The 22175-nt window shown below is 73.1% G+C and carries 17 protein-coding genes; 10 read left to right on the top strand and 7 right to left on the bottom strand.

The annotated features are described in order from the left end of the window. Positions 1–4 precede the first annotated feature (4 nt). Positions 5–2560: an FHA domain-containing protein gene (locus tag B0I32_RS47785; RefSeq protein WP_219912390.1), complete on the bottom strand. Its 2556-nt coding sequence runs from the start codon at positions 2558–2560 to the stop codon at positions 5–7. Positions 2561–2754: 194 nt separating this feature from the next. Here B0I32_RS47785 and B0I32_RS47780 point away from each other — a divergent pair, with 194 nt between their 5' ends. Both B0I32_RS47780 and B0I32_RS47775 read left to right on the top strand, forming a co-directional pair. Next, complete coding sequence (locus B0I32_RS47780) at positions 2755–4029, top strand: amidohydrolase (protein WP_106251121.1); 1275 nt, start codon at positions 2755–2757, stop codon at positions 4027–4029. A gap of 133 nt (positions 4030–4162) precedes the next feature. After that, positions 4163–4870, top strand: coding sequence for a histidine phosphatase family protein (locus B0I32_RS47775; protein WP_106251119.1), 708 nt, complete (start codon positions 4163–4165; stop codon positions 4868–4870). On the opposite strand, the gene B0I32_RS47770 is transcribed toward B0I32_RS47775, so the two are convergent. The 5 genes from B0I32_RS47770 to B0I32_RS58385 form a co-directional block, all read right to left on the bottom strand. Next, positions 4769–5314: an NUDIX domain-containing protein gene (locus B0I32_RS47770; protein WP_219912389.1), complete on the bottom strand. Its 546-nt coding sequence runs from the start codon at positions 5312–5314 to the stop codon at positions 4769–4771. The two genes, B0I32_RS47775 and B0I32_RS47770, sit on opposite strands and share 102 nt — an antisense overlap. Positions 5315–5342: 28 nt before the next feature. Continuing rightward, a complete protein-coding gene (locus B0I32_RS47765; protein WP_106251117.1) occupies positions 5343–6173 on the bottom strand; it encodes a ChbG/HpnK family deacetylase in 831 nt (276 codons plus the stop codon). Beyond that, a complete protein-coding gene (locus tag B0I32_RS47760) occupies positions 6170–7666 on the bottom strand; it encodes an MFS transporter (RefSeq protein WP_106251115.1) in 1497 nt (498 codons plus the stop codon). Before B0I32_RS47760 ends, B0I32_RS47765 begins: the two co-directional genes overlap by 4 nt. A 47-nt stretch (positions 7667–7713) precedes the next feature. After that, positions 7714–8787, bottom strand: a complete 1074-nt coding sequence (locus B0I32_RS47755; protein ID WP_106251113.1) for a Gfo/Idh/MocA family protein — start codon at positions 8785–8787, stop codon at positions 7714–7716. Positions 8788–9006: 219 nt separating this feature from the next. Further along, positions 9007–9321, bottom strand: coding sequence for a hypothetical protein (locus tag B0I32_RS58385; RefSeq protein WP_181308581.1), 315 nt, complete (start codon positions 9319–9321; stop codon positions 9007–9009). Positions 9322–9442: 121 nt separating this feature from the next. On the opposite strand from B0I32_RS58385, the gene B0I32_RS47750 reads away from it, so the two are divergent. From B0I32_RS47750 to B0I32_RS47740, 3 genes are all read left to right on the top strand, one after another. Continuing rightward, entirely contained in the window at positions 9443–9949 is a 507-nt protein-coding gene (locus B0I32_RS47750; RefSeq protein WP_181308579.1) for a DinB family protein, read from the top strand. A 101-nt stretch (positions 9950–10050) separates the two neighbouring features. Further along, positions 10051–11250, top strand: a complete 1200-nt coding sequence (locus tag B0I32_RS47745) for a flavin-dependent oxidoreductase (RefSeq protein WP_106251109.1) — start codon at positions 10051–10053, stop codon at positions 11248–11250. Between the two features lie 102 nt (positions 11251–11352). Next, positions 11353–11841: a carboxymuconolactone decarboxylase family protein gene (locus B0I32_RS47740; protein ID WP_106251108.1), complete on the top strand. Its 489-nt coding sequence runs from the start codon at positions 11353–11355 to the stop codon at positions 11839–11841. Between the two features lie 57 nt (positions 11842–11898). Here B0I32_RS47740 and B0I32_RS47735 read toward each other — a convergent pair whose 3' ends face one another. Beyond that, the gene (locus tag B0I32_RS47735) at positions 11899–14877 is read right to left on the bottom strand and encodes a discoidin domain-containing protein (RefSeq protein WP_106251106.1); all 2979 of its coding nucleotides are present in this window, start codon (positions 14875–14877) and stop codon (positions 11899–11901) included. Between the two features lie 264 nt (positions 14878–15141). Between B0I32_RS47735 and B0I32_RS47730 the strand changes: the two genes are divergently transcribed. From B0I32_RS47730 to B0I32_RS47710, 5 genes are all read left to right on the top strand, one after another. Then, complete coding sequence (locus tag B0I32_RS47730) at positions 15142–16506, top strand: DUF1996 domain-containing protein (protein WP_106251104.1); 1365 nt, start codon at positions 15142–15144, stop codon at positions 16504–16506. A gap of 48 nt (positions 16507–16554) precedes the next feature. Beyond that, a complete protein-coding gene (locus B0I32_RS47725; protein ID WP_106251103.1) occupies positions 16555–17610 on the top strand; it encodes a LacI family DNA-binding transcriptional regulator in 1056 nt (351 codons plus the stop codon). Between the two features lie 134 nt (positions 17611–17744). Further along, positions 17745–20660, top strand: coding sequence for an AfsR/SARP family transcriptional regulator (locus B0I32_RS47720; RefSeq protein WP_181308577.1), 2916 nt, complete (start codon positions 17745–17747; stop codon positions 20658–20660). Further along, a complete protein-coding gene (locus tag B0I32_RS47715) occupies positions 20657–21328 on the top strand; it encodes a hypothetical protein (RefSeq protein ID WP_106251099.1) in 672 nt (223 codons plus the stop codon). Before B0I32_RS47720 ends, B0I32_RS47715 begins: the two co-directional genes overlap by 4 nt. Before the next feature lie 178 nt (positions 21329–21506). Then, positions 21507–22103: a TetR/AcrR family transcriptional regulator gene (locus B0I32_RS47710; protein ID WP_106251097.1), complete on the top strand. Its 597-nt coding sequence runs from the start codon at positions 21507–21509 to the stop codon at positions 22101–22103. Positions 22104–22175: the final 72 nt, after the last annotated feature.

Genomic DNA, 22175 nt, shown 5'->3' with positions numbered 1-22175 from the left:
CAGCTCACTTGCCGCGCATCACGGCCGGCTCGTGGCGGCGCAGCATGCGGGCCACCAGGAAGGCGCAGACGACCGCGAGGGTGGCCAGCGCGCTCATGTCCAGGATCCACGTGCCGAAGTCCTGGCTCCACAGTGGGTCCGGCGGGTCCTGGATGTGCGGGATGAGCTGCCCCACGTCGAGCGTGGCCGCCAGCGCGGCGAGCGCCCAGCGCGCCGGTACGAGCCACGACAGCTGCTCCATCACCGGCTTGTCGTCCAGGTGCACCAGCGCCCCGCAGAAGACCAGTTGCACCAGGGTGACGAGGACGAGCAAGGGCATGGTGGTCTCGCTGGTCTTGGCCAGCGCGGAGATGAGCAGCCCCACGGTCATCGCGGTGAACGACAGCAGCGCGACGGCGAGCGAGAGCTCGATCATCGGCGCCGTGAACACGCCCGTGTCGTACGTCTTGACGTTCAGCATCGCCACGTACGTCAGCACCACGCCCTGCGCCACGGTGATCAGGCCGAGGACGAGCATCTTGGAGCAGAGATAGGCCGAGCGGGACAGCCCGACCGCCCGTTCTCGCTGGTAGATGGCGCGTTCCTTGACCAGTTCGCGCACGGCGTTGGCGGAGCCGGTCAGGCAGCCGCCGATGCACAGGATCAGCAGCAGGTTCGCCGAGTTGCCGTTGCTGTTCGGCGGGCCCATGAGGTTGCCGGTGGGGACGACGCGGGCCAGCAGGCCCATCACGATGGGCAGCGCGACGGTGATGCCGAGGAAGAGGCGGTCGGCCACGATGCCGCGGCAGTAGCGGCGGACCAGCGTGCTGAGCTGCTCCGGCCAGCTCTGCTGCTTCGGCGGCAGCTCGCGCTGGACGGGCTGCTGGGCCGCGACCGGCTGGATCAGGTCGGCCGCGATGTACTGCCGGTACTCCGGGGACCGCGCGTACTCGCCGGCCCAGTCCCTGGCCGGGTCGTCGAAGGCGATGAACACGTCCGCCCAGTCGGTGAAGCCGAGGAACGGCAGCGCCTCGTCGGGCGGGCCGAAGTAGGCGATCTTCCCGCCGGGGGCCATCACGAGGAGCCGGTCGCAGATGTCCAGGTTGGCGACGCTGTGGGTGACGACGGCGACGGTACGGCCCTCGTCGGCCAGGCCGCGCAGCATCTGCATCACCGACTTGTCCAGCCCCGGGTCCAGGCCGGAGGTGGGCTCGTCGAGGAAGAGCAGGGACGGCTTGGTCAGCAGTTCGAGGGCGACGCTGACGCGCTTGCGCTGGCCGCCGGACAGCGACGAGATGCGGTTGTCCTTGCGGTTGGCCAGGCCGAGCTGCTGGAGCACCTCGTCGACGCGGGCCTTGCGCTCGTGCTGCCGGGTGTCGTCGGGGAAGCGCAGCTCGGCGGCGTAGATGAGGGCGCGGCGGACGGTGAGCTGGCTGTGCAGGATGTCGTCCTGCGGCACGAGGCCGATGCGGGAGCGCAGCTCGGCGTAGTCGCGGTAGAGGTCGCGCCCGTCGTACGTGACGACGCCCTGGTCGGCGGGGCGCAGGCCGGTGAGGGCGCGCAGCAGGGTGGACTTGCCCGAGCCGCTGGGGCCGATCACGGCCAGCAGGCACTTCTCGCCCACCGGGAACGACACGTGGTCGAGCAGCACCTTGCCGTCCCCCACGGTGACGGTGAGGTCGTGGGCCTGGAGGCAGACCTCGCCCGTGTCGGCGTACTCCATGAGCGTGTCGCCCACGAGCTGGAACGACGAGGGGCCGATGCCGATGAGGTCGTCGGGCGTGACGCGGGCCCGCTGGACGCGCTGTCCGTTGACGTAGGTGCCCATCCTGCTGCCCACGTCGACGATCTCGTGGCCGCCGGCGTCGATGCGCAGCTCGGCGTGCCGCCGCGACACCCTCAGGTCGGTGAGGACGATGTCGTTCTCGGGCGCCCGGCCGATGCTGACGACCTGCGCCCCGCCGAGGTCCCTGACCGTGGCCGGCTGACGCCACTGTCCGGAACGGGGCAGGCGGAGCGTCGGCGTGGGCCCGGCGCCGCCCGGCCGCGCGGGCCCTGAGAAGGGCGCGGCCAGCCGGAGCGTGGGTGTGGGCGTGGCCATGGGCACGGCACCGCCCGGCTGCGCGGGCTGCCGGCCGGACACGTACGGCGCGGGCCGGGGCGGAGGAACGGGCGCCGGCGCGGACGCGGGCGGAGGGACGGCGGCGGGCGCGGACGCGGGCGGAGGCGGGGTCCAGGCGGCCGGTCGCCACGGGGTCGCCTGCGGCGGGGGCGCGGTCGGGGCCGAGGTGGGGGCGCGGAAGGTGATGGTGCCGCCGTCCGTCGGGTGGCCGAGGTCGATCCTGCTGCCCGGGGCGACGACGACCCGCTGCACCCGCCGGCCGCCCAGATAGGTGCCGCCGCGGCTGCCCACGTCCTCCAGCATCCACTGGCCGCCCTCGAACCGCAGCTCGGCATGCGTCCGTGAGACCCGCTCGTCGCTGACGACGACGTCCGACCTCGGGTCGCGGCCCAGCCGGTACGCCCGGCCGGGATCGAGGGTCACGGACACGCCATGGCCTTCGACGACAAGCTGCGTCACGGAAGCGCCTTTCTCACGGAGAACCAGAGGCGACGATAGCCCCGAACAGCCGACCGTAGACAGACTTTTCCCACGAAGAAGGACGTTTCAAAAATGCTCGTACCGACGGCGGGAGGCGGGCGGGCCCTCCGACCTGGCCGGAGACGCCCGGCGTACACTCGCCGGAGAGATCACCGACTGGAACGGGCACGCGCATGACCGCTACCACCGACGCCGTCCTGGCCGGGCTCGACGACGCCACGTGCGACGAGCTCGCCGGCCTCTACCGTGACCTGCACCGCCACCCCGAGCTGTCCTTCCAGGAGGAGCGCACGGCGGGCGTCGCCGCCGACCGGCTGCGCGCGGCCGGGTTCGAGGTGCGCACCGGGGTCGGGGGCACGGGCGTCGTGGGCGTGCTGCGCAACGGCGACGGGCCCGCGGTGGTGCTGCGCGCCGACATGGACGGGCTGCCGGTGGCCGAGGCGACCGGCCTGCCGTACGCGAGCACCGCGACCACCCAGGACGCCGAGGGCCGGCGGGTGCCGCTCATGCACGCCTGCGGCCACGACGTGCACGTGACCTGCCTGGCGGGCGCGGCCGCCGCGCTGGCCGCGGGGCGCGAGCGGTGGCGGGGCACGCTGGTGGCGGTGTTCCAGCCGGCGGAGGAGGTGGCGGGCGGGGCGCGGGCCATGGTGGACGACGGGCTGCTCGACCTGATCGGCCGCCCCGACGTCGTGCTCGGCCAGCACGTCTTCCCGCGGCCGGCGGGCAAGGTGCTGGTCAGCCCGGGCGAGGTCATGGCCGCCGCCGACAGCCTGGAGATCCGCCTGTACGGCCGGGGCGGCCACGGCTCGCAGCCCGAGCACACGGTGGACCCGGTGGTGCTGGCGGCGGCCACCGTGATGCGGCTGCAGACCGTCGTCTCGCGCGAGGTGTCGCCGTTCGAGCGGGCCGTGCTGACCGTGGCCCAGATCCACGCGGGTCACAAGGAGAACGTCATCGCCGACGAGGCGAGCATCACCGTCAACCTCCGCTCGTTCTCGCCCGAGGTCAGGCGCAGGCTGCTGGACGGGGTGGAGCGGGTGGTGCGCGCCGAGGCCGCGGCGTCGGGGGCGCCCCGCCCGCCCGAGCTGCGCACCCTCAACTCCTTCCCGCTGACCGTGAACGATCCGGGCGCCGCCGCCGTCGTCCGGCAGGCGTTCACCGCCCGGTTCGGGGCGGAGCGGGTGACGGATCTGGCGCCGCTGATGGGCAGCGAGGACTTCGGCGTCATCGGCGCCGAGGCCGGAGCGCCCTCGGTCTTCTGGGGGCTGGGCTGCGCCGACCCTGAGACGTACGAGCGGGCGGTGCGGGAGGACCGGCTGGCCGAGGACGTGCCGGGCAACCACTCCCCCGCGTTCGCGCCGGTGATCTCGCCGACGCTGCGCATGGGCGCCGAGGCGCTGGTCACGGCGGCACTGGCCTGGCTCACACCCGGCGACCCGGCCTGACCCTCCCGGCCCGGCGCGCCGCACCCGGACCGGCCCGGCGCGCCGCACCCCGAACTTGCCCGGCGCCACGCTTCCGGACCCCGCCTCGATCCACGGCCGGGGTGATCGGAGCACGGGGGTATCGTCCCGTGTTGTGGCAGCTGAGAGCACGAAGCCGGTCGAATACCGGCAGGGCAGATTCCGCACCCCGCCAGGCGCGACCGAGGTTCTCCTCGTCCGGCACGGCGAGTCCGAGCCCGCCCGCCCCGACCGCCCGTTCGCCCTGGTGGACGGCCAAGGCGATCCGGAGCTCGCGCCCGAGGGCCACGAGCACGCGCGCCAGGTGGGCCGGCGGCTGGCGACCGAGCGCGTGGACGCGATCTACGTGAGCCCGCTGCGGCGTACGTCCCAGACGGCCGCGCCGCTGGCCGCCCGGCTCGGCCTGACGCCGGTGGTGGATCCGGACTTGCGCGAGGTGCATCTCGGCGAGTGGGAGGGCGGGCTGTTCCGGCGCCTGGTCGCGGAGGGGCATCCGACCGCGAAACGCATGGCGGCCGAGGAGCGCTGGGACGTGATCCCGGGCGCCGAGCCGGCCGCGGACTTCTCCGACCGGGTGCGCAAGGCGCTCGGCAGGCTGGCCGCCGCCCACCCCGGCCGGCGGATCGTGGTCGTCACCCACGGCGGCGTGATCGCCGAGGCGCTGGCGGCGGCCACGGGGTCGCGGCCGTTCGCGTTCCTGGGCGCGGACAACGGGTCGGTGTCACATCTGGTGCTGACCGAGGCCCGGTGGATCCTGCGGCGCTTCAACGACACCGCGCACCTCGACCCCGCCTTCTCCACCACGGCCGCGCTGCCCACCTGACGCCTCGATCAGCAGGCGGTGCGACTCCAGCAGCCCTTCGGGCAGGTCGCCGGGGGCGCACCAGCGGGCCTCCAGGATCTCCGTCGGGTTGAGCCGCAGGGTGCCGCCGCCAGCGTAGCGGGCCTCGTACGCCACGTCCACCCGCAGCTGGAACCCGCTCCTGAGCTGCACCAGCCTGCCGACGGTGACCTCCAGCCCGGTCTCCTCCCGCACCTCGCGGGCGACCGTCTGCTCGAACGTCTCCCCGCGCTTCGCCCCGCCCGTCGGCAGCCCCCACGGCCGCCGCTCGGTCCAGAAGCGGTGCCGCAGCAGCAGCACGTTGCCGTCAGGGTCGCGGACGACGCCGGTCACCCCGATCATGAACGTGGCCTGGGACAGGTAGAGCAGCCGCCATCGCAGCCGCGCGCCGAGGACGTGCCAGAGCCGGGCGAGCAGCCGCCTCACCGCCCGCTCCCCCGGCGGGCGCGGGCCGTCAGTCCCACCAGCCCTCGACCACCTCGACGTCCTCGCTCTCGATGGCGCCGTGCCACACCGGGTCACGCAGCAGCCGCGCCTCCCATGATCGTACGACGCCGTCCGGACCTTCGACCGCGTCCTCGCGGGACGGGTGCAGGAACAGTTCACTGGTTCCCTCGGGCAGGGCGGCGAGCCGGCGGAGGTAGTCGTCCCTGAGCGTCTCGTACGTGCCCAGTTCGGCGGCTGTACGGCGGTTGGTGGCGATCGTCTCCGGGATGGCCACACCCAGCGCGTCGGCGTGGGCGACGGCGCGCTCGTGCGCCGCCGCGAACGGCGGCGGGAGCGGCCCGCCGAAATACGGCTCGGGGTCGCGGGGCAGCCGGAAGGCCAGGCCGTGGCGCGCGCACCATTCGAGCGTCTCGGCCAGCCACGACCTGCCGTGCAGGCCGTACAGGGTGCCGGCGTGGGAGTCGGCCGCCACGGGCGCGAGGTCGCGCTCGCGCATCCAGCGCAGCTGCGCCTCCGCCTCCTCCATGACGTCGGGAGCCTCGCCGCGCGCGCCGAGGACCATCGGGTCGGCGCTGAGGGTCCCGTCCTGATCGGCGAGGCTGCCGGTGACGGCGAGCGGCTGCCAGCGCGGGAGGCCGCGCTCGCTGGTGAGGGTCACGTGCAGCCGGGGCAGCACGCCGAGCTCCCTGACCTGCTTCGCGGCCGCCTCCGCGACCGGTGAGACGCAGATGAGCGTGGTCGCGGAGACGTGCCCCTCGGCCAGCAGCGCGGCGATGACCTCCGTGGTCCCCTGCTCACGGCCGAGGTCGTCGGCCGTGATGACGAGCCGGCGGCTCATAGAGGCCGCTCCGCGGCCGGTCCCGCAGGCTCCGGACGCTCCTCGGCCGGTCCCGCGGGCTCTGGACGCTCCCCGGGCGGTCCCGCGGCCTCGTCCATCGTCCCCTCCACAGAGCCGTTCATCGGCCCGTCGCCGGGGCCCGGGTCAGGCGGCGGGACCGGGTCGGTCGCCTCGGGCGGCGTCTCGATCGGGACCGAGACGATCCGCGCCGCGATCGCGCCGATCGCCGTCAGCACGAACGGATACACGCACAGGTACATCCGGAACGCGAGCCCCGGGTCGGCGCCGGGGTCGGCGCCCGAGTTGTAGCCGAAGAACACCCCCAGCGAGGTGAGCGCGAGCCCGGTCACGATCCCGTTGAGCCGCCCGAAGAAGCCGAACGCCGACAGGAAGAGCCCTTCGCGGTGCTCCCCGTTGCGGGCCGCGTCCGCGTCCAGGACACGCGCGACGATCAGGTCGTTCGTCGCCAGCATGCCCGACCAGCCGGCGCCGACGAGCATGCCCGCCGCGATCGCGGTGACCAGGCCGGTGGCGAAGAACAGGGCGGCGAAGCCGGCCGCGAGCACCGCGAAGGCGATCCGCCAGGCCCACAGCGCGCCCCGGCGGGCGACCAGCCGGGTCCACACGACGAGGCCGCCCGCGGTGACGAGGATGACGATGCCCTGGAGGTAGAGGGCGTTCACGACCGGGAGCCCGAGCGAGTAGCGCACGTACAGCTGGATGCCCGACAACACCAGCGCCATGGCGATGCCGTAGCAGGCGCCGATGAGCCCGACCGACCAGAACATCGGGTTGCGCACGATCGACCACAGGCTAGGCAGCAGCCGCGGCCGCTCGCGCGTGGAGTAGCGCGGCCGCTCGCGCGCGCTGAGCGCCATGAACGCGATCACGACGAGCGCGACCGCGCCGTAGATGATCGCCGTGGTGCGGAAGCCCTCGGTGGACTCCTCGGTGCCGAACACGCTCGTCGTGAGCAGCGGGGTGACCGCCAGCGAGAGCACGAGCGCCACCAGCTGGAAGCCCTGGCGCAGGCCGTTGGCGACCGCGCGGTCGCGCTCGCGCGGGTAGAGCTCGGGCAGCAGCGCGCCGTAGTTGGCGTTGATCATCGAGTCGAAGGCCTCGCACAGGATCGCGAACACCGCGAACCACAGCACGAGCCCCATGCCTCGCAGCGAGGACGGCGCGGAGAAGAACGCGATCATGCAGGCCACCAGCATCGGCGCGCCGACGAGCAGCCACGGGCGGCGCCGGCCGAAGCGGCTGCGGGTGCGGTCGGACAGATGGCCGAGCAGCGGGTTGTCGACCGCGTCGATGACCGCGTAGATCACCATGACCACGCCGTAGGCTCGTACGTCGAGCCCGAGGATGTCGACGTAGTAAAGGATCATCGATCCTTTGATCATGTTGATCGGGATGGAGGTGCCCAGCATCCCGATGGCGTAGCGCCACGCGGGGGTCCGCCCCGGGGCGGGGGTCGTACGGGGCTCGGACACGCGATCACTACCTTTCCCTGAGCTTCCCTGAGCCGGGGGCGGGGGCGTCAGCTCGCCCAGGACTCCGTGCCCGTGGTGACCGGGCCGCCGGTCTTGGCGGACTCGCCGATGGCGAGCCCGATGAGGTGGTCCTGGCAGGCCTCGGCCAGCGGGTACGGCGCCGGCCCCTCCTGCCGTGCCCAGGCGCCCGTGCGTTCGAGCAGGTCCGCGACCGCGATGTCGTCGTCGGACAGGCCCGACCCGGCGAACGGGTTGCGATAGACCACCCGCCCGTCGAAGCTGATGTGCCGCAGGTCGCGCGCCTCCAGGTCGAGGTCCACGCCGGTGTCGCGGCGGATCAGCCGTGACTCCACCGGCGTGACCGGGTCGGCCAGCCGGACCACCCGGTCGTCGGCCAGCTCACCGGTCGAGCCGCGCACGACGATGCGCCGCGACAGCAGCGGGTTCCACCACTGGTTGTCGGTGAAGTCGTACAGGCCCATCCGGCCGCCGAAGCCGATCGTGGCGATGGTGGTGGACATCTGGCGGGGCGTGCCGTTCCCGCGCCAGCCGGCGGAGGTCAGCGGGTCGGCCAGCGGCGCCTCGAACGCTCCCGCGCGGACCTCGGCGGGCTCGAACCCGACGCCGAGCAGGCCGCGGATCATCGACACCGCGTGGTAGAGGTGCGTGGAGGAGACCTGGACCGAGGTCGGCTCGCCGATCACGCCGTCGCGCACGATCGCCAGCCGGGCCGCGTGCCCGGGCATCAGCAGGTACTGCTCGGCCACCTGCACCAGCCCGGTGCCGCCGACGTCGGCCCACAGCGAGCGCAGCCCGGCCAGGTCGGGCGCGGGCGGCGTCTCGGCGAGCACGGGCAGCCCGAGCGCGGCCACCTCGCGGACGGCGCCCGGCATCGCGTCCCAGGTCACCGCCGCGGCGAGGTAGTCGGGCCGCTCGTGAGCGAGCAACTCGCCGATCGAGCCGAAGGCCGGCACGCCCCACTCCGCGGTGATCGCGGCGCCCCGGCCGGTGCTGCGGGTCACGATGCCGGCCACCCGCAGCCGGTCCGGCATCGCCTTCGCCAGCCGCAGGAAGAACCGGGTCCGCCGCCCGCTGCCGATCACACCGAACGTCGTGGTCATCGAAGCCGGACCTCCCTGGGGGAACGCTGGAACGATTCCGCGTGGGGCGAAACCGGCAACAGCGTACTTCGCCGGAGATCAGGACGGGAGGGAGGGGACGTGACGGGTCACAAGGTGCGGCGGAAGTCCCGCACCTTCGTCCAGACCGCCTTGTGCTCCGCCCGGCGCACGGTCCCGGTCTCCTTCGCGTTGACGGCGCCTGCTCGCCGTTCTCGGCGATCAGCACCTCGTACTGCTGGGGTCCAGGACGTACCAGATGTCGGACTCGCGGATGGCGGCGTCGAACGCGAACCCGTTCCACAGCGCGTCGTCGAGCGGCTGACGCATCGGGTCGTCCTCGTCGAGGGCCTGTCTCGGCTCGTCCTCGTCCATGTCGCTACTCTCGCCCGACTCCTTCGCCTTCTCCGCCTCGGCCTGCTGATCCAGCGCCTCACGCTTCGTCTGCGTGAAGACGATGGTGAACTGTTTCTCGTCCAGGTTCTTCGGTTTGCCCCTTCTGGGCAGCGACGCGCGGGTCTTGGGCGGCGTCTTCACCTCGACATCGGATCCCGGCTCCGGCGGCCATGGGGTCGGAGGCCGCCCCGGGACGTTAAATACGTTGCGCCCGCACGAGTGGCCGAGCAGCATCAAGATCGGACGCTGCGAAGGGGAACCCATGAACACGGTCCTGCTCGACACGATCCGCCACAACACCTGGGCGACCGGACGGCTCATCGAGTTCTGCCGGGATCAGCGGCTCTCGGCGGAGCAGCTGGAGGTGCGCGGGGTCGGCACGTTCGGCGGCATCCGCTCGACGTTGCGGCACATCGTCGACGCCGACGGGAGCTACGTGCGGCGCCTGGCCGCGACCGAGATCCCCTGGGTGGACGACGAGCGCGAGGCCGACCTGGACGAGCTGCGGAAACGGGCGTCGGAGGCCGCGCGGCTGTGGGAGAAGGTGCTGGCCCGGCCGATCGACGTCGAGGCCGTGCTCGTCATCGACGAGGGCACGCGCGAGACCCGCACGGGCATCTTCCTGGCCCAGGCCGTCAACCACGCCAACCACCACCGCGAGCAGGTCTGCGCCATCCTGACCGGCCTCGGCATCCAGCCGCCCGACATCCAGGCCTGGGAGTACGCCTGGGACACCGGGCGCATCTGGGACCGTCCCTCCGGCTCGTAGCCATCCGGGGCCGCAGAGACGACTATGTGAATACGGCGGAGCTGATCCGCGAGCCGCCGAGCGCGACGACCAGGAGCAGGCGAACGGCCATCGGAGGCCTCATGACGACGCGACCCCCGCGCGTGATCATCGCAGGAGCCGGCATCGCCGGGCTGACGGCGGCCCTGAGCCTGCACGCGGCCGGCATCACGGACGTGACCGTCCACGAGGCGGTGGCGGAGCCGCATCCGCTCGGGGTCGGCATCAACATCCTCCCGCACGCCGTGCGCGAACTCATCGAGCTCGGCCTGGGCGAGCGGCTGGCCGCGATCGGCGTGGCGACCGCCGACCTGACCTTCCTCACCCACCGCGGGCAGCGGATCTGGTCCGAGCCGCGCGGGCTGCGGGCCGGCTACCGGTGGCCGCAGTACTCGATCCATCGCGGCCGGCTGCAGATGATGCTGCTGGAGGCGGTACGCGAGCGCCTCGGCCCGGAGTCGGTCGTCCTCGGCTCCCCCGTCACCGGCCTCGACCATGACGCCGACCTGCTCGTCGGCGCCGACGGCATCCGCTCCAGCGTCAGGCAGGCCCTGTTCCCCGGCGAGGGCGAGCCGGTGCCGGGCGGCGACGTGCTGTGGCGCGGCACCACGTACGCCAAGCCGTTCCTGACCGGCGGCTCCATGCTGATGATCGGCGACAGCACGCAGAAGCTGGTCATCTACCCCGTCGCGCCGCCCGGCGACGACGGCACCCAGCTGATCAACTGGGCCGTCCAGCACCGGGCGCGGGTCGAGGGCGTGCCCACGGGCGACTGGAACCAGCCCGTCGAGGTGGAGCGCGTGCTGCCCCACGTGCGCGGCTGGCACTGTGACGAGCTGGACGTGCAGGCGCTCATCGAGGGCGCGGAGCAGGTGTTCCAGTACCCGCTGGTCGACCGTGACCCGTTACCCCGCTGGTCGGCGGAGCGGGTGACGCTGATGGGCGACGCGGCGCACCCGATGTACCCGACCGGCTCCAACGGCGGCACCCAGGCCGTCATCGACGCCCGCGTCCTGGCGTACGCGCTGGCCCACGGCCTGGGCCTGGAGTTCTACGAGGAGCAGCGCCGGCCGGTCACGAACAACATCGTGCTGGCCAACCGGAAGGACGGGCCCGAGGTCATCCTGCGGCTGGCCTGCGAACGCGCCCCCGGCGGCTTCGCCGACGTCGAGCAGGTCCTGCCGCTGGCCGAGCGCGAGGAGATCGCCCTGCGCTACAAGCAGCTGGCCGGTTTCGAGCCCGCCACCCTGAACGCCCGCCGCAGCTGGACGGTGCACCCGTAACCCCTCCCCTGAGCTTCGGTGATCGAACCGCGCGGGCGGGCGCCGCGTATCCCCTGCCGTAACGCAGGCGCCTTTTCAACGAGCGGGAAGAGAGCCACGCCCATGTCTGATGCCACCGTCACCCGGATCGCGATCAAGGACGTGACCCCGGACGTCTCCAGCGCGATGAGCGCGCTGCACGAGGCGGCCCTGGCCGCGGCGCGGGCCGCCGGCATCGAGCCGGAGTTGCTGCAGCTGGTCAGGATCCGCGCGTCCCAGATCAACGGTTGCTCCCTCTCGCTCACCCGGCACCTCCGGGACGCGCGCGCCATGGGCCAGAGTGAGCAGCGCATCCGCGACGTGCGGGCCTGGCGCAACAGCAAGGTGCTCACTCCCCGGGAGCGGGCCGCCTTGTCGCTGACGGAGGCGATCACGCTGGTCTTCGCCGGTCAGGTGCCGAACTCGGTGTACGCCGAGGCGGCGAGCCTCTTCGACGAGACCCAGCTGGCGGCGCTGATCTGGGCCGCGACGGTGATCAACACGCACAACCGGATCGCGATCACCACCCGGCTGGAGGGCAGCGGCGCGCCACCGATCGCGGCCGCCGGATAAACCGTGTGTCCTCGGGCGGCGTCCCGGGCCATGGCCGGGACGCCGCTTCCTGGCGCGTCAGCCGTACACGCCGAACTCCCACAGTGAGTAGCCGTACGCGGTGCCGCGCCGGGTGAGGTTCAGCCGGACGTAGCGGGCGGAGGCGTTCAGCGCGATCTCGTCGAAGCCGCCGTCACCGCTCGCGGTGCTGTACGCGGTCGTCCAGCCGGCCCCGTCGGCCGAGGTCTGCACCTCGTACGCGGCGCCGTAGGCGTCCTCCCAGCCGAGCTGGACGTGCTTGATCGCGGCGGTCCGCCCCAGGTCCACCTGGATCCACTGCGGATCGGCCCACTCGCTGGCCCAGCGGGTGGTGAAGCTGCCGTCGGTGGCCCGGTCGGGGGTGAACGGGCCGCCGTCGCCGTTCGCCTGGTAGGTCGAGGCGCTGGTGGGCCGGCCCCTGGCCAGGTCGGTGCCCGGGACGACCGGCGGCACCACGCGGAACGAGCGCTGCTCGATGCCGGCGTTGCCGTGGCCGTCGTAGGCGTAGACGTACACCTTCCACACGCCCATCCGCTCCGGCGCCGTCACCGCGAACGTGCCCGGGCCCGTCTCGGTGAAGCGCGCCTGGGTCAGGCCGCGGTTGCCGGTGATGTGCTTGTCGCCGACCATGACGTTGTAGCGGATCAGGTCGCCGTCCGGGTCGGACGCGGCGACCTCGACGGCGAACTCCTTGCCCGCTTGCACGGCGGTCTGTGAGCCGACCGTCATCGAGGTGATCGCCGGTGGTGTGTTGCCGGTGGCCTGGCCGGTGTAGGCGCGTTTGAGCGCGTGGTAGCCCTGCCGGCGCCAGCCCCCGGTCGTGGTGTTGAGCCAGACGCCGCCGAAGTCGTTCTCCAGGCCGTAGTGGAACTCGGTGGCGCCGAGCGCGACGCCGGCGTGGCCCGTGACGGCGTTCCAGCTCGCCAGGTACATGTCCCGTTTCTCCAGGTCGCCCGGCTCGTCGGGCACGCCGTTGACGTCGTCCGGGACCTCCCACTCGCCGTCGGGTCCCGCCTCGGTGACGATGTACGGCCGGGTGTGCCCGCCGGCGATCCAGTCCTGCCTGACGGTGTGGATGGCGCCGTAGGAGTTGACCGCCAGCAGGTCGAGCGCCGGGGCGTGCGCCTTGTAGTAGGTCCAGGCGTGCGTGTAGGCGTCGGTCGAGGTGACCGGGTGGTTCGGGTCGGCGGCGTGGATCGCCTGCGCCACCTCGTCGACGAATTTCGCGTAGGCGACCCGCCGCTGCTCGACCACGTCGGCCGGCAGGCCGTGGTCCTGCATGGTGAGGATCACCTCGTTGCCGACGTCCCACATCAGCACGCCCTGGCGGTTCTTCAGCGCGTTGACGCGGGCCACGATCTCGTTCTTCACGCTCGTCTTGTACGCGGTGTCATTGACGTAGTCGGCGCCCTGGTTCAGCCAGTGCCCGACGATGACCTTGACGCCGTGCCGGGCCGCGGTGTCCAGCAGCGCGGCGGTGTGCGCGTCGTCGACGCCCCAGGTGCGGATCGTGTTGACCCCCATGGCCTTCAGGTCGCGCACGTACCCGTCGGCCGCGGCCTGCGGCGGGCCGTAGGTCACCCCCTTGATCAGGTACGGCGAGCCGTTCACGGTCAGCCGCCAGTCGCCCGGCGAGCCGGTCACCCGCACGACGCTCGGCCCGGCGGGGACGGGCGGGTCGCTCATCTCGGCGGGGACGGAGCCGGCCTGCCGGGAGACCGCGACCCAGTCCACACTGAGCTCGCCGCCGGAGGTGGTGGCGGCGGTGGGCGTGGTGAGGCCGGCCAGGGCGTTCGGCAGCGAGCCGCCGACGGCCAGGTCGAGGCGGAGGTAGAAGCCGTGGTGCACGGCGGCCTTCCAGGCGGCCACGCCGACCTGGCTCTCGCGGACGACCCAGGTCTGCCTGCCGTCGAGGTAGAAGCGGATCTCCTCGTCGGTCTTCGTCCGGTCGACGATCTGCGTGTACTCGTGGTAGCCGGTGCGGCAGCCGGCGCAACTGGCGAAGCCGCTGGTGCGGCCGTTGTACTCGTTGCACACGCCGTCGGGGGCGGTGCCGCAGTGCAGGGTGTTGGCGAGCTGGTCACGGCCGTTGACTGCGGTCATGATGTCGGTCTCGCCGATGCCCGGCCAGTTCGTGTGGTCGCCGCGGAAGGCGGCGCCGGTCGCCCGGAAGCCGGGCCAGTAGCCGAGCCCGTTCGCGACGTCCGGCTGTTTGATCATCGCGCTGAACCTCAGCAGCTCGCCCGGCCTCGGCTCGAAGTCGGCGCGCCGGGTCTCGATCCGGCCGGAGGTCCAGCGGCCCGCGCCGTCCCTGATCGCCTTGATGGTCAGGCGGCCGTCGCCGAGGTGCACGTTGGCCGGCGCGTCGGTCATGGTCTCGACCTCGCCGGTGCCCCAGTCGGCCGGGCCGCCGGGGTAGGAGGTGCCGGTGCGCGGGATCCAGTTCGCGGCCGACGGCGGGCTGCCGGCCGGGCCGGTGAAGTCGTCCCGCCAGACCTCGCTCCACGTGCCCGGGTCTGTTCCGGTTTCGCCATAGATTTGCATCTCCCAGAGGGAGTAGCCGTAGCCGGTCGCGCGGGCGGTGCCGTACATGCGAACGTGGCGTCCGGTGGCGGTGAGGTCGATGGTCTGGGTCCCGCCGGTGCCGGCGGTGGTGGTGTGGGCGTCGGTCCAGGTGGCGCCGTCGTTCGAGGTCTGGATCCTGAACGCGGTGGCGTACGCGCTCTCCCAGGTCAGCACGACGCGGCTGATGCGGGCGGAGGCGCCCAGATCGACCCGCAACCACTGCGGATCGCTGAACGAGCTGGACCACCGGGTGCCGGTCAGATCCCCGTCGAACGCGGCCGCCGCGGCGTAGGCGGCCCCTTCCTGCGAGGAGGCGGTCGCCGGACGGCCCTGGGACAGCAGGCTGTCGGCCGCCGCCGGAGCGGGGAAGCCCAGCAGGGACACGATCAGGCCCGCCAGGGCGACGGCGACCGCCGTCAACCGGCGCGGGCCCGGACTGCGAGTGGGGTGCACGAGCTCTCCTACCGACGGGGGGTGCCGGGCCGCGGGCACGGCTCAGGTGGGAGAGCGCTCTCCGTAGTGGAGAGTCCTCCCGCCCGGCCACGGAGTCAAGACCCATTTCTTCACCGGAGTGAAACACCCTGCTCATCCACCGGAAACGCGGCAGGCCAGGACACCCGCGGGCCCTCCCCCGCTTGACAACGGGTCACCGCGACGGTCACTCTTTTGGAGAGCGCTCTCCTACGTGTCGTGCCCGACCCGTCGGAGGAGAGACCCATGCCCCCTTCCCGCAGTCCCGCCACGTTCCCTCTCAGAGCGTTGTGCGTCGCACTCGCCGCCGTGGCCGCGCTGGTCGCGGCCGGCCTGACCACGCTCGTCCCCGCCTCCGCCGCCGACGGCCTGCTCTCGCAGGGGCGGCCGGCGACCGCCTCCTCCGTCGAGGGCACGGGTTACAGCGCCGGCGCCGCCGTGGACGGCAGCACCACTACGCGCTGGTCGAGCGCCGTCGCCGATCCGCAGTGGCTGCGGGTGGACCTCGGCGCCCCCGCCGCCATCAGCCGTGTCGTGCTCATCTGGGAGAGCGCGTACGCCACCGCGTTCAGGATCCAGACCTCGAACGACGGCACCAGCTGGACCGACGCCTACGCCACCACCACCGGCACCGGCGGGACCCAGACCATCGACCTCACCGCCACCGGACGCCACGTCCGCATGTACGGCACCAGCAGAGCCACCGGCTACGGCTACTCCCTGTGGGAGATGCGCGTCTACGGCACCGGCGGCTCGCCTGCCACGCCGAGGCCCAGCCCGACGTACACCGACGAGGTGACCCACCACGAGTTCCAGGCCAACTGCTCGTGGACGGCGAACCGGCCCGACGACCCCATCGTCTATCCCGGCCTGCCCGGCGCCTCGCACATGCACACGTTCGTCGGGAACCGGACCACCCATGCGGGCAGCACGGCCGCCTCGCTGCTCGGCGGCGGCACCTCGTGCACCAATCCGCACGACCGGTCGGCGTACTGGTTCCCCAGCTTCTACAAGGGCGACCAGCTGATCCAGCCGACCGGCGACCAGGTCATCTACTACAAGTCGGGCATCCTGGAGTACTGGCGGGTGCAGCCGTTCCCGCAGGGCCTGCGCTTCGTCGTCGGCAGCCCGTACGCGAGCCTGGAGGAGTTCCGCGACGCGCCCGGCGCCGTGGAGGGCTTCGAATGCGGCGACCTGTCGCGCAGCTGGGACATCCCCCGCTCGTGCGCGACCGGCACCCAGGTCAACGTCCGCTACCAGGCACCGAGCTGCTGGGACGGGGTCAACCTGGACAGCGCAGACCACAAGAGCCACATGGCCTACCCCGTCGGCGGCTACTGCCCGGCCGGGCATCCGGTGGCGGTGCCGATGCTGGAGTTCAAGATCGCCTTCCCGGCGGACGGCGACCTGTCCCAGGCCCGGCTGTCCAGCGGGCGCGGCTACACCTGGCACTACGACTTCTTCAACGCCTGGGACGACCCGGCGATCCTCGACGCGCTGGTGACCCACTGCATCAACGGCGGCCTCCAGTGCAACCCGCGCGGCTACGACCTGTACAAACCGCATCGCGGCGCCGCGCTGACCGAGGACTTCCAGCTTCCCCGGCCATGAGAGGAGAGTTTGGAGAGCGCTCTCCGAGCGCTGTGCTATAAAGGGCGGATGAGGCAAGATCCCTCGCCGTCATCAGGCTCGTCCATCACTCTGGAAGACGTGGCCCGCGCGGCGGGAGTCTCGCGGTCCACGGTCTCCCGGGTGATCAACGGCATCCGCAACGTCGACCCGGCGATCCAGGAGACCGTCCGGCGGGCCATCGCCACCACCGGCTACGTGCCCAACCACGCCGCCCGTTCCCTCGTCACCCGGCGCACCGGCGCGATCGCGCTCGTCGTCTCGGGGGCGGGCAGCGAGGGCGCCGACGCCCCCTTTCCCGGCCAGGTCTTCGCCGACCCGTTCTTCGGCCGCGTCGTCGGCGGCATCGTGAGTTTCCTGCGGCCCCGGGGCATCCATCCGATCCTGATGTTCGCCGAGACCGCCGAGATCCACGCCCAGGTCCTCACCCACCTGCGCCACGGCAACGCCGACGGGGCGCTGCTGGTCTCCACCCACGCGGCCGACCCGCTGCCCCGGCTGCTGGTCGAGGCGCGGGTACCGGCCGTGCTGTTCGCCAGGCCGGCCGAGCCGATCCCGATCAGCTACGTCGACGTCGACCATCGGGCCGGGGCCAAGCTCGCCGCCGACCACCTCGTCGCCCGCGGCCGCCGCCGCGTCGCGACCGTCTCCGGCCCGCTCGACGTGCCGGCCGGGCAGTCCCGGCTGACCGGCTTCCTGGACGCGATGGCCGCCCACGGCCACGCCTACGTGCCCCACGCCGAGGGCGGCTTCACCCATCACAGCGGCGAGGCGGCCATGGAGCGGCTGCTGACCGAGCAGCCCGGTCTCGACGGCGTGTTCGTGGCCAACGACCTGATGGCCCAGGGCGCGCTGGTCGCCCTGCGCCACCACGGGCGCCGGGTGCCCGAGGACGTGGCCGTGGTCGGCTTCGACGACAGCAGCGCGGCGACCGCGTGCCGGCCGCCGCTCACCACCGTCCGCCATCCGGTGGAGGACATGGCCGGGGAGATGGCGCGGATGTTGCTGGCCCACATCGAACAGCCCGGACGACCGGCCACCTCGAAGATCTTCGACCCCGTCCTCGTCGTCCGCGACTCCGCCTGACCCGCCCTCCCAGAGCTCGCCGCCGGGTTCTCCGGAACGGCGGGCCGCGCGCGCCGGGGATCCGGGAGAGCGAGCGCCGGGCGGAGGGCGGGTCGCTAGACTTGGCGATCTTCGTTGACGACGGGAGCGCTCCCTTGAGACTGGAGATCAGGTGCCTCGGGCCCTGGGAGGTCGAGGCGGACGGCGAACCGGTGCAGATCGCCGGGGCCCGGCGGGTGGGGGTGCTGGCCCGGCTCGCGCTGGCCGCGGGGCGGTCCGTAGCCGCCGAGCGGCTGCTGTCCGACGTGTGGGAGAGCAGCTCCGCCGCGACCGCGGGCAAGCAGGTGCACATCGTGATCTCCAAGCTCCGTGAGGCGTTCGCCGCCCACGGCGGCGCGGAGCTCATCGAGACCGTGCCCGGCGGCTACCGGCTGGCGATGGAGCCCGACCACGTGGACGCGCACGCCTTCACCAGCCTGGCCGGGCGGGCCAGGGCCGCTCACGCCGGAGGCTCCCTCGCCACCGCGGACGCGTTGTTCCGCGGGGCGCTCGGGCTGTGGCGCGGCACGGCGCTGGCCGAGGTGGACGCGACCTGGGCGCGGATCGAGTCCGACCGGCTGGAGGCGGAGCGGCTGGCCGTCCTGGAGGACCACGCCGACCTGCGCCTGTCCGCCGGTGAGCACCGCGCCCTGGCCGGCGAACTCGCCGCGTACGTCAGCACGCACCCGCTGCGGGAACGGCCGGCCGCCCAGCTCATGCTCGCCCTGTACCGCGACGGCCGGGCGCCCGAGGCGCTCGAGGTCTACCAGCGCCTGCGCCGGATCATGGTCGAGGAACTGGGCGTCGAGCCCGGCACCGAGATCCGCGAGCTCCAGCAGGCCGTACTCGTCAAGGATCCCGAGCTCGACCTGCCACCGGAGCACCGGGCCGAGCCGGGCCGGCCCGTCGCACCCGCCGAACTGCCCGCCGGCACCCAGGCGTTCACGGCGCGGGCGGCCGAGATCGAACGGCTCAGAGCCGACCTGACCGGCGACTCCGGAACCGAGCAGCCGGGATCGGGCCCGACCGGCGGCTTCAAGGCCGAGCCGCCGGGAACGGCCCTGACCGGCGCCACCCGGGGCGAGCCGCCGAGGACCGGTGCGGCGGGTGGGGGTGCGGTCACCGTGATCAGCGGGCCGGGCGGCATCGGCAAGTCCGCCCTCGCCGTCCACGTCGCCCACACCGTCGCCAGGCGTTTCACCGACGGCGTCATCTACGTCGACCTGCACGGATCCACCGCCGGGCTCACCCCCTTGACGCCCGTCGAAGCCCTCCGCCACCTGCTGCGCTCCCTGGGCCTGGACGGCACCGCCGTTCCCGTGGACGCCGAGGAGGCCGCCGCCCGCTACCGCTCGCTCACGGCGGCGGGTCACCTGCTGGTGATCCTGGACAACGCCCGCGACGCCCGCCAGGTCCGCTCGCTGCTGCCCGCGGGGCCGGGCTGCCGCGTCCTGGTCACCAGCCGCGATCCGCTGGTCACCCTGGACAACGCCCGGCACCTGCGGCTCGGCCGGCTCGACGACACCGAAGCCGTCGCGCTGCTCGCCCGGGTCGCCGGAGCCGGCCGGGTGGAGGCCGAGCCGGAGGCGGCGCTGGAGATCGCCCGGCTCTGCGGCGGTTTCCCGCTCGCCCTGCGCATCATGGGAGCCCGCCTGGCGGCCCGGCCCGACTGGTCGCCGGCCGATCTCGCGGTCCGGCTGGCCGACGCCACCCGGCGGCTCGACCTGCTGGAGTACGCCGACCTGGCCGTACGCGCCAGTATCGCGGTCAGCCACGAGCAGTTGCGCGAGGAACCAGGAAGGCGGGACGCGGCGCGGCTGCTCGCCCTGCTGGGGCTGGTGGACCTGCCCACGCACACCCTGGCCACCACCGCCGCGCTGACGGACTGGACCGAGCGCCGCGCCGAAACAGCACTGGAGCACCTGACGGACGCCCGCCTGCTCGAACCCGCCGAATCCGGCCGTTACCGGATGCACGACCTGGTCCGGCTGTACGCCCGCGAGCAGCAGGTCCCCGACGACGACCGGGCGGGCGCGGCCGGCCGTGTGCTGGACCACTACCTGGCCACCGCGCAGCAGGCGTGCACGCTGCTCTTCGGCGGCGGTGTGGTCAACGGCATGGTTCCCACCGAGCGGCCCGGGGAGGAACTTACCACGCTGGCGGACGCCAACGACTGGGTGCGGCGCGAGCGGGACAACCTCCTGGCCACGGCACGGCAGGCGGCGCGCGACGCCCACTCCCCGGCGGCGAACCTCGCGAACGCCATCATCTGGCTGTTCGAGCGCCGGGGCTGGTTCCCCGAGCTCATCGAGGTGACCGAGGAGGCGCTGCGACTGACCGAGGAAGAGCAGGACTGGACGGCCCGCGCCTACCTGTTGCAGGGGCTCGGCGGCATCCACCAGCAACTCGGGCGCTTCCGGACGGGGGTGACCCACCTGGAGGAGGGGCTGGCCTGCTGGGACCGGGCGGGGCAGCCGGACAACAAGGCGGGGATACTCAACGACCTCGGCGTCACCTACACCGTGATGGGCCGCTACGACGACGCGCACGCCGCGCTGGAAGCCGCCCTCGCCATCATCGAACGCACGAAGCGTAAGGATCGCGAGTCCTACGTGCGCAACAACCGGGTGCACGTCTTCTACCGTCAGGGAAGACACGAGGAGGCCGTGAGCGAGGCGCGGCACGCCCTGGCCCTGACGGAGGAATCGGGCGACACCGGCGACCTCGGCATCGCCAACGACTCCTTGGCCGACGCCTACCGGGCCTGCGGGATGCTGTCCGATGCCGTCGGGAAGTACCGGCGGGCGATCGAACTCCAGCGCACGGCCGGCTTCGCGGTGGGCACCGCGGTGTCCTGCTGGTGGCTCGGCCACACGCTGTACGACCTCGGGCGGCACGAGGAGGCCAGGGAGTCCTGGCAGGAGTCGCTGGAGATCCTGCGCGAGGCGCGCCTGCTCACCCCGGCCGAGGTGGCGGGTTACCTCGCCCAGCCGATCCCGGACACGCCCGTGCCGATCAGGAACCAGCTGTGACCGCGCGCGGCCACGACGACGTACCGGACGATGTCCTGCGGGAACGGCTGCGCCACGTCCACTGGATCGGCGGCGGCAGCGGGGCCGGCAAGTCCACCGTGGCCCGCCGCCTCGCCGGCCGTCACGGGATGCGCGTGTACGACACCGACGCGGCCATGCCCGATCATGCCCGCCGCCTGCCCGCGGACCGGGCTCCGCACCTGGGCCGGTTCGCCGCCATGGACATGGACGAGCGCTGGGTGACCAGGAGCCCGGCCGAGATGCTGGACACCTTCCACTGGTACCACGGCGAAGGGTTCGAGCTGATCGTCGAGGACCTGCTCACCCTGCCCGCCGACCGCCCGGTGCTCGCCGAGGGCTTCCGGCTGCTCCCGGCCCTGGTCCGGCCACTGCTCGCCGACGTCGATCAGGCGGCGTGGCTGCTGCCGACGCCCGCTTTCCGCCGGGCGGTGTTCGACGGCCGCGGCGGGCCGGACTGGAGCTTCCTGGCCAGGACCGGCGATCCGCGGCGGGCGCTGCGGAACGTGCTGGAGCGCGACGCGCTGTTCACCGACCGGCTCGCCGGGCAGATCCGGCGCCTGGGGTTGCACGGGATCGAGGTCGCGGTCGGCGACGCCGAGGACGACCTCGTCCGGCGGGTGGCCGTGACGTTCGGCCTGGAGCGCTAGAGGGCTCCCGCGCCACCGCCCGTCCTCCGCCGCCCGTCCTCCGCCGCCCGTCCTCCGCCGCCCGTTCCCGCCGCCCGTTCCCCATGCGTGCCGCCACTGCCCGTTCCCCACCGCGCGCTTCGCCGGTCGGCGCGTCAACGGCGCCCGCTCCGCCGATCCGGCGTGCTAACTTGGTCGTATGACCAACTTGGCCGATCGACCAACTTCGTCGCGAGGCGACCGGCGACGCGAGCAACTGGTGCTCACCGGCATCGCGCTGCTGGGCCAGGAAGGATGGCCGGGAGTCACCACGCGCGCCGTGGCCGAGCGGGCGGGCACCAACCCGGGGCTGATCCACTACCACTTCGGCGGGCTGGCCGGGCTGCACGCCGCGATCTTCCGCCGGGCCACCGACCTGGTCATCAGCCCGCTGCTCGCCGAGCTGCTCGGCGTCGAGGACGAACGGGCGGCGCTGCGCATGATGCGTGACACGCTGCCGCACGCGAGCGGCGACGAGCGGACGACCCGCCTGGCCGCGGAGCTGATCGTGGGAGCCACCCGCGACCCCGCGCTCGGCGCGGTGCTGCGCGACGAGCTGCGTCTGGTGCGCGCCCAGGTGGCCGACCGGCTCGGCCTGCTGCACCCCGGCTGGCCCGCTGCCCGGCGGGAGGGCGCGGCCACCCTGATCGTCGCCGCGATCGACGGGCTGATGCTGCACCGCATGGTCGACGCGGACCTGCCCATGGACCAGGCGCTGTCCGCGGCGGAAGACCTGCTGGGGGACGACGCCCCCTGAGGCCATCCCCCATCCCCCCCCCCCCCCCCCCCCCCCCCCCCCCCCCCCCCCCCCCCCCCCCCCCCCCCCCCC

The sequence above is a fragment of the Nonomuraea fuscirosea genome (genome assembly GCF_003001935.1).
GTDB lineage: Bacteria > Actinomycetota > Actinomycetes > Streptosporangiales > Streptosporangiaceae > Nonomuraea > Nonomuraea fuscirosea.
This window is presented reverse-complemented; position numbering and strand designations above follow the sequence as displayed.